At 67.6% G+C, this 13,119-nt stretch carries 9 protein-coding genes; 7 read left to right on the top strand and 2 right to left on the bottom strand.

What is annotated here, in order from left to right:
- Positions 1–14: 14 nt before the first annotated feature.
- A complete protein-coding gene (locus tag WS54_RS22925) occupies positions 15–1,583 on the bottom strand; it encodes a protein adenylyltransferase SelO (RefSeq protein ID WP_059780947.1) in 1,569 nt (522 codons plus the stop codon).
- 177 nt (positions 1,584–1,760) lie between these two features.
- Here WS54_RS22925 and WS54_RS22920 point away from each other — a divergent pair, with 177 nt between their 5' ends.
- The 5 genes from WS54_RS22920 to WS54_RS22900 all read left to right on the top strand — a co-directional run bounded on the left by WS54_RS22920 (position 1,761) and on the right by WS54_RS22900 (position 9,252).
- A complete protein-coding gene (locus WS54_RS22920; RefSeq protein WP_034207532.1) occupies positions 1,761–3,404 on the top strand; it encodes a 3-(methylthio)propionyl-CoA ligase in 1,644 nt (547 codons plus the stop codon).
- 189 nt (positions 3,405–3,593) lie between these two features.
- The gene (locus tag WS54_RS22915; protein WP_034207531.1) at positions 3,594–5,678 is read left to right on the top strand and encodes a 3-hydroxyacyl-CoA dehydrogenase NAD-binding domain-containing protein; all 2,085 of its coding nucleotides are present in this window, start codon (positions 3,594–3,596) and stop codon (positions 5,676–5,678) included.
- Positions 5,679–5,722: 44 nt separating this feature from the next.
- The gene (pncA, locus tag WS54_RS22910; protein WP_006483895.1) at positions 5,723–6,355 is read left to right on the top strand and encodes a bifunctional nicotinamidase/pyrazinamidase; all 633 of its coding nucleotides are present in this window, start codon (positions 5,723–5,725) and stop codon (positions 6,353–6,355) included.
- A 50-nt stretch (positions 6,356–6,405) separates the two neighbouring features.
- The gene (locus WS54_RS22905; protein ID WP_034207530.1) at positions 6,406–7,584 is read left to right on the top strand and encodes an acetyl-CoA C-acyltransferase; all 1,179 of its coding nucleotides are present in this window, start codon (positions 6,406–6,408) and stop codon (positions 7,582–7,584) included.
- A gap of 267 nt (positions 7,585–7,851) precedes the next feature.
- Positions 7,852–9,252: a GGDEF domain-containing protein gene (locus tag WS54_RS22900; RefSeq protein WP_034207529.1), complete on the top strand. Its 1,401-nt coding sequence runs from the start codon at positions 7,852–7,854 to the stop codon at positions 9,250–9,252.
- A 100-nt stretch (positions 9,253–9,352) separates the two neighbouring features.
- Here the strand turns inward: WS54_RS22900 and WS54_RS22895 are convergent, their stop codons facing one another.
- Positions 9,353–11,494 (bottom strand): hypothetical protein, encoded by a 2,142-nt coding sequence (locus WS54_RS22895; RefSeq protein ID WP_059780949.1) that lies wholly within the window; start codon positions 11,492–11,494, stop codon positions 9,353–9,355.
- A gap of 702 nt (positions 11,495–12,196) precedes the next feature.
- Here WS54_RS22895 and WS54_RS22890 point away from each other — a divergent pair.
- On the top strand, positions 12,197–12,532 hold the full coding sequence (locus WS54_RS22890) for an ArsR/SmtB family transcription factor (protein WP_059780951.1): 336 nt from the start codon (positions 12,197–12,199) through the stop codon (positions 12,530–12,532).
- 30 nt (positions 12,533–12,562) lie between these two features.
- Positions 12,563–13,057, top strand: a complete 495-nt coding sequence (locus tag WS54_RS22885; RefSeq protein ID WP_059780953.1) for an arsenate reductase ArsC — start codon at positions 12,563–12,565, stop codon at positions 13,055–13,057.
- The last annotated feature ends 62 nt before the right edge of the window (positions 13,058–13,119 follow it).

Below are 13,119 nucleotides of genomic sequence, written 5' to 3'. Positions count from 1 at the left end.
GACGCGTCGTGCGGTCACGACGAGCAGCTCACTTCGAGCGACCCGGCCCAGTCGGGCGGCAACGCCGCGTACGCTTCATGCTCCGGTTGTTCGTCGAACGGGCGGCGCAGGATCTGCGCGAGTCGCTCGACTTCCGAAAAATCCTTTTCCTTCGCGCGCCGGATCGCGACTTCGGCGAGATGGTTGCGAAGCACGTATTTGGGGTTCGCGCGGTTCATTGCAACCGCGCGAGCCGCGTCGTCGCGCGTTTCCTCGGACAGCCGCGCCCGGTAGAGGTTCGCCCAGGCGTCGAACGCTTCGCGGTCGATGAACAAGTCGCGCACGGGCGCGTCGCGGCTCGCGTCGTGCTTCGAGACCTGCGCGAGCCGGCGGAACGTCAACGTGAAATCCGCGTGGCTCGCGTGCATCGTCTCGAGCAGCTTGTTCGCGAGCTCGGCGTCGTTCTCGCGCTCGAGCGCGAGGCCGAGCTTCGCGCGCATCGCGCGTTCGAGTGCGGGACCGAAGCGCTCCGGAAACTTCGCGAGCACGGCCTGTGCATCGTCCACCGCGCGCTCGGCGTGTGCATCGTCGTCGGCGATCCCGTGCTGCAGCCCGATCAGCGGCAGCAGCGCCTGCGCGAGGCAGTAGCAGTTCCAGTGCGCGATGCGCGGCTGCATCCGGTACGCATAGCGGCCGCCGGTATCGGAGTGGTTGCAGATGTGGTTCGCGTCGAATGCGTCGACGAAGCCGAACGGACCGTAATCGATGGTCACGCCGAGAATCGACATGTTGTCGGTGTTCATCACGCCGTGGCAGAAGCCGACGGCCTGCCACTGCGCGACGAGGTCGGCCGTGCGCAGCGTCGCGGCTTCGAGCAGCGCGAGGTACGGATCGTCCGCGTCGCGGCAGGCCGGATAGAAGCGGTCGATCACGTGATCGGCAAGCTGGCGCAGCAGATCGGGGCGATCGTTCGAGAAGAAGTGCTCGAAGTGGCCGAAGCGCACGAAGCTTTCCGACACGCGCGTGACGACGGCCGCCGTCTCGATCTCCTCGCGCACCACCGGCTGGTCGGAGCCGATCACCGTCAGCGCGCGCGTGGTCGGGATGCCGAGGTGATGCATCGCTTCCGAGCACAGGAATTCGCGAATCGACGAGCGCAGCACCGCACGGCCGTCGCCCATCCGCGAGTACGGCGTGCGGCCACCGCCCTTGATCTGCAGTTCGTAGCGCCGGCCGTCGGTGCCGGGCAATTCGCCGATCGTCAGCGCGCGGCCGTCGCCGAGCTGGCCGGCCCATACGCCGAATTGATGGCCGGAATAGACCGACGCGTACGGCATCGCGTGCGCGGGCCAGTCGCGCGTCGGGTTGCCGGCGAACAGCTCGGCGAAGCCGGGCTGCGCGGCGATCGCGGGCGGCAGGTCGAGCAGTTGCGCGACTTCGTCGGAAAAGCCGACGACGTACGGCGCGGCGAGCGGCGCGGCCGGCAGCCGCGTATGAAACGCGTCGCCGAGCGTGACGAACGCATGTTCGGCGGGCGCGCCGAGCGTCGCGGCGAGGTCGGGCAGGGTGTCAGCCGCATCGGCTGCGCTTCGGGAAAACGACATGTTGAGCGCCTCTGGGTAAGCCGATATTGTAAGGCGGCGCCGCGCCGCCCGCATGGCGGCCCGCGCACCGCGCGCCACGCCCGTCCGGGGCCGCCGACGGGCGCGCACCGGACTGCTTCCGTACGGAAACGGCCCGCACGCTGGTCACCGATTCGCATCCTCGGGGAGAACAAGACGATGGGTAAGCCGTTGCTGGGCCAGATGATGGATGTGCCGCTGCTGGTGTCGTCGCTGATTTCGCATGCCGCGCGGCACGCAGGCGACACGGAGATCGTGTCGAAGCGCGTGGAAGGCGACCTGCATCGCTACACGTACCGCGATTGCGAACGCCGCGCGAAGCGGCTGGCGCAGGCGCTCGGGCGGCTCGGCGTCGAAACCGGCGACCGCGTCGGCACGCTGGCGTGGAACGGCTACCGGCATCTCGAGGCGTATTACGGGATCGGCGGGATGGGCGCCGTGTGCCACACGATCAACCCGCGCCTGTTTCCCGAACAGATCGCGTACATCGTCAATCACGCGGAAGACCGCTACGTCCTGTTCGACATCAATTTCGCGCCGCTCGTCGACGCGATCGCGCCGCAATGCCCGCACGTGAAGGGCTGGATCGCGATGACGGATGCCGCGCACCTGCCGTCCGGCGCGACGCCGTTCCTCTGCTACGAAACGCTCGTCGACGCCGAGGACGGCCGCTACGACTGGCCGCGTCTCGACGAGCAGCAGGCGTCGGGGCTGTGCTACACGTCCGGCACGACCGGCAATCCGAAGGGCGTGCTGTATTCGAATCGATCGACCGTGCTGCATGCGTACGGCGCCGCGCTGCCCGACGCGATGAACCTGTCCGCGATGGACGCCGTGCTGCCCGTCGTGCCGATGTTCCACGTCAACGCATGGGGGCTGCCGTACGCGGTGCCGCTGACGGGCGGCAAGCTGGTGCTGCCCGGCAAGGATCTCGACGGGAAATCGCTGTACGAGCTGATGGAGGCCGAGCGCGTGACGTTCTCCGCGGGCGTGCCGACCGTGTGGCTCGGCCTGCTGAACTACATGCGCGAAGCCGGCGTGCGTTTCTCGACGCTGAACCGCACGGTGATCGGCGGCTCCGCGTGCCCGCCCGCGATGCTGCGCACGTTCGAGGACGAATACGGCGTGCGCGTGATCCATGCGTGGGGGATGACCGAGCTGTCGCCGCTCGGCACGCTCGCGAAGCTCAACTGGGCGCAGTCGCAGCGGCCGCTCGACGCGCAGCGCCGGTTGCTCGAGAAGCAGGGGCGCGTGATCTGCGGCGTCGACATGCGCATCGTCGGCGAGGACGGTCGCGAGCTGCCGTGGGACGGCGTCGCGTTCGGCGAACTGCAGGTGCGCGGGCCGTGGGTGATCGACCGCTACTTTCGCGGCGACGCGTCGCCGCTGTCGGACGGCTGGTTCCCGACCGGCGACGTCGCGACGATCGACCCCGACGGCTTCCTGCAGATCACCGACCGCAGCAAGGACGTGATCAAGTCGGGCGGCGAGTGGATCAGCTCGATCGACATCGAGAACGTCGCGATCGCGCACCCGGGGGTGGCCGAAGCCGCGTGCATCGCCTGCGCGCACCCGAAATGGACCGAGCGGCCGCTGCTCGTCGTGGTGCCGCGCGAAGGCGCGAACCTGAGCCGCGACGCGCTGCTCGCGTTCTACGAGGGCAAGGTCGCGAAATGGTGGATTCCCGACGACGTCGTGTTCGTCGAATCGCTGCCGCACACCGCGACCGGCAAGCTGCAGAAGCTGAAGCTGCGCGAGACGTTCCGCGATTACGTGTTGCCGACGGCGGTGTGCGAGCCGTAAGCCCGACGCCCGGGCCGTTCCCGGCCCGCGAACCGGTCGCCCGATCCGTCCCCGGATCGGGAACGAAATTCAAATTGAACGACCGTGCTTTTTCGTTGTATGCTGCCTGCGTTCATCCGGACATGCGGCCGTTCGACCGCGCACAATGAAGCGCAGCCAATCCGGCGCGCGATGCATGGAGGCAGGCAGATGGCAGTGGACTACACGACTCGCGACGGCGTGGCCGTCGTCACGCTCAACAACCCGCCCGTCAACGGGCTCGGCCTGTCGACCCGTCAGGGCGTCATGGACGCGCTCGATCGCGCCGCGCAGGATCCGTCGGTCACGGCCATCGTGCTGACCGGCGCGGGCCGCGCGTTTTCGGGCGGCGCCGACATCACCGAATTCAATACGCCGAAGGCCCTGCAGGAGCCGACGCTGCACACCGTGATCCGTGCGGTGGAGGCGAGCGCGAAGCCGGTCGTCGCGGCGCTGCACAGCGTCGTGATGGGCGGCGGCCTGGAACTTGCGCTCGGCGCGCACTACCGCGTCGCGGCGCCCGGCGCGCAGGTCGCGCTGCCCGAAGTGAAGCTCGGGCTGCTGCCGGGCGCGGGCGGCACGCAACGCCTGCCGCGCGCGGTCGGGCTCGAAACCGCGCTGAACATGATCGTGTCGGGCGCGCCGGTCCCGTCGGAGCAACTCGCGAAGAGCGGGCTGTTCGACGAAATGGCCGACGGCGACCTGCTCGACGCGGCCGTCGCGTTCGCACGCAAGGTCGGCGCGCAGAAGGGGCCGCATCCGCGCGTGCGCGATCGCAAGATCGTCCATGAAAACGCGGCGGGCTTCATCCAGTTCGCGCGCAATTCCGCGCGGGCGGCCGCGCCGAATTTCCCCGCGCCGCACAAGTGCATCGACGCGATCGAGGCCGGCGTGCTGAACGGTTTCGACAAGGGCAGCATCGCCGAGCGCGAAGGTTTCGTCGCGCTGATGATGACGCCGGAAAGCCGCGCGCTGCGCCATGCGTTCTTCGGCGAGCGCGCGGCGAGCAAGATTCCCGACGTGCCGGCCGATACGCCGCTGCGCGAGATCCGCCGGGTCGGCGTGATCGGCGCGGGCACGATGGGCGGCGGGATCGCGATGAACTTCGTCAACGCGGGGCTGCCCGTCACGCTGCTCGAGACGAAGCAGGAGGCGCTCGAGCGCGGCCTCGCGACGATCCGCAAGAATTACGACGCGCAGGTGAAGAAGGGCAAGCTCACGCAGGAGAAGCTCGACGCGCGCATGGCGCTGATCGCGCCGACGCTGTCCTACGACGACCTGAAGGACGCCGATCTGATCGTCGAAGCCGTATTCGAGGAACTCGGCGTGAAGGAGCAGGTGTTCCGCAAGCTCGACGAAGTCGCGAAGCCGGGCGCGATCCTCGCGTCGAACACGTCGACGCTCGACGTCGACAAGATCGCGGCGTTCACGAAGCGTCCGCAGGACGTGGTCGGCATGCACTTCTTCAGCCCGGCGAACGTGATGAAGCTGCTCGAGGTCGTGCGCGGCGCGCAGACCGCGAAGGACGTGCTTGCGACCGTGATGGCGGTCGCGAAGAAGATCCGCAAGACGGCGGTCGTGTCGGGTGTGTGCGACGGCTTCATCGGCAACCGGATGATCGAGCAGTACATCCGCCAGGCGCTGTTCATGCTCGAGGAAGGCGCGCTGCCCGCGCAGGTCGATCGCGCGATCGAGAAGTTCGGGTTCGCGATGGGGCCGTTCCGGATGAGCGACCTCGCCGGCAACGACATCGGCTGGGCGATCCGCAAGCGGCGCTACGTCGAGCAGCCCGAGCTGCAGTATTCGAAGATCGCCGACCGCCTGTGCGAACAGGGCCGCTTCGGCCAGAAGACGGGCGCCGGCTGGTACGACTACGTGCCGGGCGATCGCAAGGCGAAGCCGTCGTCGCTCGTCGACGAGATGATCGTCGCGTATTCGAAGGAGCGCGGCGTCGAGCGGCGCAAGATCGGCGACGACGAGATCGTCGAGCGGCTGGTGTTCGCGCTCGTCAACGAAGGCGCGAAGATTCTCGAGGAGAAGATCGCGTCGAAGGCGTCCGACATCGACATGGTCTACCTGACCGGCTATGGCTTCCCGCTGTGGCGCGGCGGCCCGATGCTGTACGCGGACACGGTCGGCCTCTACAACGTCGAGCGCGCGATTCGCCGCTATGCGGCGGCGCCGAACGGCGACGCCTGGCGGCTCGCGCCGTCGATCGCGGAACTGGCGAAGGCCGGCCGCGGGTTCAACGGCTGACGCCGCCGCATCGCGGCGCGGCCGATCCTGTCTGGAGACACGCAATGAAACGCACCGACGACGTCCTGCTCGTGATCGACGTGCAATACGACTTCATGCCGGGCGGCGCGCTCGCGGTGCCCGACGGCGATGCGGTCGTGCCCGTGATCAACGCGCTCGCGCAACGCTTCGACCAGGTCGTGCTCACGCAGGACTGGCACCCGCGCGAGCACGTGTCGTTCGCGGCGAACCATCCGGGCCGCGAGCCGTTCTCGACGCTCGCGTTGCCGTATGGCGAGCAGGTGCTGTGGCCCGTGCACTGCGTGCAGGACACCGACGGCGCGGCGCTGCATCGCGACCTCGACATCCCGCACGCGCGGCTGGTGATCCGCAAGGGCGGCGACGCGCAGGTCGACAGCTATTCCGCGTTCGTCGAAGCCGACCGCACGACGCGCACGGGGCTCGCAGGCTACCTGCGTGAACTCGGCGCGAAGCGCGTGTGGTGCTGCGGGCTCGCGACCGACTATTGCGTCGCGTGGTCGGCGCTCGATGCGCGCGCGGCCGGATTCGAAGCCGCGGTGATCAACGATGCGTGCCGTGCGATCGACCTGAACGGGTCGCTCGCACACGCATGGCAGCAGATGCAGGCAGCGGGCGTCGCGCATGCGACGTCCGCGGGCGCGCGCCCGGCGGCGTAGCGCATTCCCCATCCGATTCAGGACATGAAGCAGGACCGAAGGAGACTCGCATGACCGAAGCCGTAATCGTATCGACCGCACGCACGCCGCTCGCGAAATCCTGGCGCGGTGCCTTCAACATGACGCACGGCGCGACGCTCGGCGGCCACGTGGTCGCGGCCGCGCTCGAACGCGCGAAGCTCGACCCGGCGCGCGTCGAGGACGTGATCATGGGCTGCGCGAACCCCGAAGGCGCGACGGGCGCGAACATCGCGCGGCAGATCGCGCTGCGCGCCGGGCTGCCGGTGAGCGTGCCGGGGATGACGGTGAACCGTTTCTGTTCGTCGGGGCTGCAGACCATCGCGCTGGCTGCGCAGCGGATCATCGCGGGCGAAGGCGACGTCTATGTGGCCGGCGGCGTCGAATCGATCTCGTGCGTGCAGAACGAGATGAACCGGCACATGATCCAGGAAGGCTGGCTCGTCCAGCACAAGCCCGAGATCTACTGGAACATGCTGCAGACCGCCGAGAACGTCGCGAAGCGCTACGGCATCTCGAAGGAGCGGCAGGACGCGTACGGCGTGCAGTCGCAACTGCGCGCCGCGGCCGCGCAGGAAGCCGGGCGTTTCCGCGACGAGATCGTGCCGATCACCGTGCTCGCGGGCATCGCCGACAAGGCGACGGGCCGCCTGTTCACGCAGGAAGTGACGGTGTCGGCCGACGAGGGCATCCGCCCCGACACGACGCTCGAAGGCGTGTCGAAGATCCGTTCGGCCGTGCCGGGCGGCGTGATCACCGCGGGCAATGCGAGCCAGTTCTCGGACGGCGCGTCGGCCTGCGTCGTGATGAGCGCCGACGCCGCGCAGCGCGACGGGCTGCAGCCGCTGGGCGCGTTCCGCGGCTTCGCGGTGGCCGGCTGCGAACCGGACGAAATGGGCATCGGCCCGGTGTTCGCGGTGCCCAAGCTGCTGAAGCAGGCCGGGCTGACAGTCGACGACATCGGCCTGTGGGAGCTGAACGAGGCGTTCGCGGTGCAGGTGCTGTACTGCCGCGACACGCTCGGGATTCCCGACGATCGCCTGAACGTGAACGGCGGCGCGATCGCGGTCGGCCATCCTTACGGCGTGTCGGGCGCGCGCCTGACCGGCCACGCGCTGATCGAAGGCAAGCGGCGCGGCGTGAAGTACGTGGTCGTCACGATGTGCATCGGCGGCGGGCAGGGCGCGGCCGGCCTGTTCGAAATCCTCTGATCTTTGCGCGGCGGCGTGCAGCGGCGCTGCGGCGTCGCCGCACGCCGCACGTCGCTTTAGCGAATCGGCGCAGCCGACGCGCCATTCGCTACGACGGGGAACCAAAAGGCACGCACCCGGCAATGCCGTTTCCCCTGACTTGTCAAACGAATTGCCCCACCTATACTTGCTCTGACATTTGCCTTTCGGCACGATGGGCCGGATCGTGCGTCGCGCGATCCGCGCCGCGAAGATTCGAATCAACGCAGCAGACCGACCGGGGACCGAATGAGTACGACCTATGCAGCCGGGGAACCGCCGCGCGTCGTCAGCGCGGCCGCGAGGCTCTACGCGAAATGCCTGCTGGTCGGATTCGCGTTGCTGCCTGCCTATCTGATTGCCTATCTGTGGTTCTTCAGCGACCGGAGCGTCGTGTTCGAGAATCACGCCTTCCATGAAATCGCGATCGCGGCGGCGACGATCGAAGGTGCGTTCGTCACCTACGTGACGTGGGTGTGCTACCGGTCGTCGGGCGAGCCGCTGCTGCGCTGGCTGACGCTCGGCTTTCTCGGCTTCGCGATGATCTATGCGTTGCACGGCGCATTCACCGGGATGGCGCACCACAATATCTGGCTGTTCCTGCTGTACGGGCCCGCGTCGCGTTTCGTGATGTCGGCGCTGCTGCTCACGGGCCTGCTGTCGTATTCGCGTCCGCCCGACCGGATCGACAAGCGCACGAGCGCGCGGATGTGGCTGCCGTGGATCGTGTTCTTCGTGATCGTCAACGTGGCGGTCGCGTACATCGCGTATTCGCCGGTCGCGGGCGCGCTCGGCACGCGGCTGTCGATGGAAGGCGGCGCGCTGGTGTTCTCGCTGCTGAACGTGTGCGTGCTGCTCGCGCGGCGGATCCGCTCGCCGCTGATGGTGATCTACGGCGTGTCGATCATGGCGTTCGCGCTGTCGTCGCTCGCGTTCATCCTCGGCAAGCCGTGGAATCACATGTGGTGGCTCGCGCATGCGATCTTCGCGGGCGGATTCTTTCTGCTCAGTTACGGCGTCGTGCAGGCGCTGCAGACGACGCGCTCGTTCTCGGCGATCTACAGCCAGGAAGATCTGATGAGCCGGCTGTCGGAATCGATGGCGCGCACCGAAAGCGCGCTGCAGGAGCTGCGGCGCACGAACCAGAAGCTCGAGTACATGGCCGCGACCGACCCGATGACGGGTGCGTCGAACCGCCGCCAGTTCATCGCGCAGGTCGAGCGCGAGATCGTGCGGGCCGAGCGCGACGGCACGCCGTTCTGCCTGCTCGCGCTCGATCTCGACAATTTCAAGAACATCAACGATGCATACGGGCACCAGATCGGCGACGAGGTGCTGCGCGGCGTCGTGCGCCAGTGCCTCGAGGCGATCCGGCCGGCGGGTGCGCTTGCGCGGGTCGGCGGCGAGGAGTTCATGGCGCTGTTGCCGGAGATGCCGCTCGAGGGCGCGCGGATGACGGCCGAGCGCGTGCGTTCGTCGATCGCGAGTGCGCCGTTCGGGCTCGACTTCAAGCGCGTGCAGGTGACGGTCAGCGTCGGCGTCGCGCAATACGGCATCGACGGCGGCACGGTCGATGCGCTGCTGCGGGCGGTCGACGAGCGGCTGTACCAGGCGAAGCGGGAAGGGCGCAACCGCGTGGTGTCGCGATGATCCGCATCCCGCCGACGCCCCGGCGGCGGGTGCGCCACCGGGGCTTTTTCAGACCAGTGCCGGTGCCGGCCGGCACGCCCGGCACGCGCGCGGCGACGCGCTAGCGCGACGCCACCGCCGTCGCCTGTTTCGGCTGCGCCTCTTCCATCGGCTGCGACGCCTGCCACCAGTACTTGCCCGCGCGCTGCTGCGGATCGCGGATCGCGAGATACGTCGTGCTCCAGAGCTGCGCGGCGTTGGCTTCGGTCGCGTCGGCGCTGCGCGTGCCGAATGCGTCGGTCTGGTACTTGCCGTTCACGTAGGACCACGTCCACATTTCCGATGTGCGCATGTCGCGCCCGTTCGAGATCACCTGCCAGATCGTCTGCCGCGCCTGCGTGAGCAGCGTGCGCGTCGTGGCCGACAGGTCCTGGCGCGCAAGCTGACGATCGAGCCCGGCCACCCACATCGCCTGCTGCCACGACCAGATCACCGTGCCGTGATACGCGGAGCTCGTGAACTTCGGCCACAGCGACGGGTTCGCGTACGCGGGGTTCGCGATCAGCATCCCGGCATCGGTCACGAGCCCGGTCGGGAACGGCCGCGTGACGTCGGCGACGATCCGCTGAAGCTGGTCGTCCGGCGGCGTGCCGAACAGCAGCGCGAAACCGCCGTCGGAATTCATCACCGGAATCGGATTGCCCTGCTGGTCGAGCGACAGCGCGTAGAAGGCCAGCGGCGCGTTGGGCGCGGCGCCGGCCGGCACGCCGGCGGACGGCGCATAGGCCGACACGTCGGTGGCCGCCTGCGCGGCCGGCACGCTGACCTGGAACAGCGGCGGCGCCTGGGTTTCCCAGATGGCCGCTTGGTTCGCCGTGTTGGCGAGCGTCGCGCGCTGCCCGGCGTCGAGGTACGGATCGAGCAGGCCGCGGGCGAGGAACGCGTTCGCCGCCCGCAGCGCGGCCGGCACGAGCACCGCGTTCACGTCGTACGGGTACACGCCGCCGCCGAGGCCGTCGGTGCTGTCGCGCCAGTTGCCGACGATTTCGCCGGGCCGCAGATGGATCAGGTTCGCGACCGACGGCTGCTGCGCGAACGGCTGCGCGGTCGTCGCGACGTGCAGCAGATTGACCACGAGGCGGCTGCCGTTGGTCTGTCCGTCGCTGCCGCGCTGCGCCAGGTACGCGGCCGCGCGCGCCTGGCCGCGCGTATCGTCGATCAGCCACGCGGCCGCGATCGGCGCGAGCAGGTAGTCGCTGTCGATCATCTTGTAGTCGTAGGTCGGTGTCGCATCGTTCGGCCGCCCGTTCTTCTGGTTGTCGATCAGCGCGAATTCGCCGATGCCTTCCTCGTGCGCGACCTTGCCGTCGGCCGACAGGCGACTCAGCACCGACGACAGCCCGGCCTCGATCGCCGCCGGTTCGAGCACGGGCATCAGCATGCGGACCGAGATCAGCGTGTCGCGGCCGAAGTACGTGTCGTACTGCCACGAGCCGGCCAGCAGCTTGTCGTTGAAGCTGAGGAATTCGAGCACGTTCTGGCTGACCGGGTCGGGATTCACGGACGGGGCGAACAGGTCGGCGTGCGTGATCGGCGACAGCGGCGTCTCGCCCGACAGCGCATCGACGTGCAGCTTAAGCGTGTGCGAGCCCGCCGGCGCGCTCAGCACGAGCTTGCCGCCCGCTGCCGGCGCGATGCTGCCGCCGTCGCGCAGCGTGATGCGCAGCGCATAGCCGGGCGCGCCGTCGATCCGGTCGCGTTGCCATTGCGCGGTGCTGCCCTGGACCGTCGGCGCGGTGAGGATCTGTTGCGGAATCGTGGCGCCGCCGTTGAAGTCGCGCAGGAAGCGCACGTTGCTGAGCACGCCCTGGCGGATCGTCAGCGTACCGGTGTCGACCGACACGTCGGCGCCGATGCCGTAGAGCGGGCGCCCGTGTGCGTCCGGGGCCGACAACGCGGACGGCGGCGTGTCGAGGCTCCAGTTCACCGGCTGCGCGGTGTCGTCGAACCACAGCCCGGTGCCGCTGTTGCCGGCGGGGAAGACCACGAGCAGGCGCGGCTTCGTCGACGAGCGCACGAGCAGGTGCGCGGCGACCTTGTCCTGCCGGTAGAACGCGTTGATCTGGCCGCCGGTATCCATGCGGAACGACAACGCGGCGGTGTTCGACGGCGGGTTGTTCGATTTGACGTCGTCGTCGTTGCAGGCCGACAGCAGACCGGCACAGACGAGCCCGAGACACAGCGACTTCGCAAGGCGATGCATGTTGATGTCCCTCCTGATGACTGACGATTTTTATCTGGATGTTCTAATCGGCGGATCTCGGGTCCGCTTGATCCCATCTTGTATTCATTCTGGCGAATGACGGGAACTAATCGGGATGTTGCGATTCTTCGAAAGGAAACAGGTTGGCAATAACCGAATGGCCGGTAAATGCCGAAAGCTGAAAACGACAGGGGCGACGCGTCGATGTTCCGCGAAAAAGGCGATGCGCAAGCCCTTCGCGCGGGTGAGTGGCGAATCCGGGGCGGCGAAGAAGATGATACGTAAGCCGTTGTAGGCGATTCTAAATTTACGGGAAAGTCGAAGTCAATAATGTTTTTGTTTTCGAATATTGAATTGAAAAGACGGCCGCAATTATTACTCGTCTCGCCGGTAAAATGTGCAATTTAACGGATGCGGATTAATTCACTTCGGATATCCGGTGACGAAACCGATCGGCAATACCGTATCGCGCCGGCGATTGATGCCGGACAGGAAAGGAATCGTCATGCTCGTCTCGCCATTTGGCTCACGAGCTGGCGCGCCCCGGGGCGGTGCGCACGCGGCAGTGCAATTCGCGTTCCTGTTCTTCAACCAGGCTCGTGTATTTCGCTTCACCGGAACCGCCCCTTGGGCAGGCGTGGCGGCTATCGTCGCTCATCTGACTCGCTACACAACGTTCCATATTTCGACTATTATGGAAATATGGAAACAAATCAGATCATCGCTGCGCTTGCAGCGCTCGCACACGAATCCCGGCTCGCGGTGTTTCGTGCGCTCGTCCAGGCCGGGCCGGAAGGCATGCCGGCCGGGCAGATCGCCACGTTGCTGGACGTGCCGCCGTCGTCGCTGTCGTTCCATTTGAAGGAGCTCGCGCATGCGCAACTCGTGACGAGCCGGCAAGAAGGCCGCTTCGTGTTCTATTGCGGAAATTTCGCGACGATGAACGGCTTGCTGGCCTACCTCACCGAGAACTGCTGCGGCGGGAATCCCTGTTCGCCGGTGGTGGCGTGCCCGACGCCCGATCGCTGCCAATCCTGACGCCCCGACACGCATGCGCGTGCATCGCCCATGACCACGAACGTACTGATTCTCTGCACCCACAACTCCGCCCGCAGCGTGCTGGCGGAGGGCATGCTCAATTTCTGGGCCGCGACGCTCGGCAAGGACGTCCGGGCGTACAGCGCCGGCAGCGCGCCGAGCGGTCGCGTCAACCCGTTCGCGCTGGAGGCGTTGACGAACGCCGGCGTCGACGTTGACGGATACCGCAGCAAAAGCTGGGACGAATTCGCCGGCGACGGCGCGCCCGAGATGCGTGTCGTCATCACGGTGTGCGATAGTGCGGCAGCCGAAACGTGTCCGTACTGGCCCGGCAGCCCCGTCAAGGTCCATTGGGGTTACGCCGATCCGTCGAATGCGGCCGGCGGTGACGAAGGCAGGCGACTGGCGTTCGACCTGACGCGTCAAGCGATCGGCTATCGCATGCTGCAGTTGCTGGCGTTGCCGCTCGAGCGCATGAGCAATGCCGAGCTTCAGCACGCATTGACCGATATCGCGCGACATTGATCGCCCGTACGACGGCCCGCCGACGTGAGCGGCGGGCGACGCCTTCGAGACCGAACCCCGTG

The sequence above is a fragment of the Burkholderia sp. NRF60-BP8 genome, from assembly GCF_001522585.2.
Classification (GTDB): Bacteria; Pseudomonadota; Gammaproteobacteria; order Burkholderiales; family Burkholderiaceae; genus Burkholderia.
This window is presented reverse-complemented; position numbering and strand designations above follow the sequence as displayed.

Bases quoted from the DNA above. Each gene is read 5' to 3' on its own strand.
- WS54_RS22925 (WP_059780947.1), bottom strand. From the start codon at position 1,583: ATGTCGTTTTCCCGAAGCGCAGCCGATGCGGCTGACACCCTGCCCGAC.
- WS54_RS22920 (WP_034207532.1), top strand. From the start codon at position 1,761: ATGGGTAAGCCGTTGCTGGGCCAGATGATGGATGTGCCGCTGCTGGTG.
- WS54_RS22915 (WP_034207531.1), top strand. From the start codon at position 3,594: ATGGCAGTGGACTACACGACTCGCGACGGCGTGGCCGTCGTCACGCTC.
- pncA (WP_006483895.1), top strand. From the start codon at position 5,723: ATGAAACGCACCGACGACGTCCTGCTCGTGATCGACGTGCAATACGAC.
- WS54_RS22905 (WP_034207530.1), top strand. From the start codon at position 6,406: ATGACCGAAGCCGTAATCGTATCGACCGCACGCACGCCGCTCGCGAAA.
- WS54_RS22900 (WP_034207529.1), top strand. From the start codon at position 7,852: ATGAGTACGACCTATGCAGCCGGGGAACCGCCGCGCGTCGTCAGCGCG.
- WS54_RS22895 (WP_059780949.1), bottom strand. From the start codon at position 11,494: ATGCATCGCCTTGCGAAGTCGCTGTGTCTCGGGCTCGTCTGTGCCGGT.
- WS54_RS22890 (WP_059780951.1), top strand. From the start codon at position 12,197: ATGGAAACAAATCAGATCATCGCTGCGCTTGCAGCGCTCGCACACGAA.
- WS54_RS22885 (WP_059780953.1), top strand. From the start codon at position 12,563: ATGACCACGAACGTACTGATTCTCTGCACCCACAACTCCGCCCGCAGC.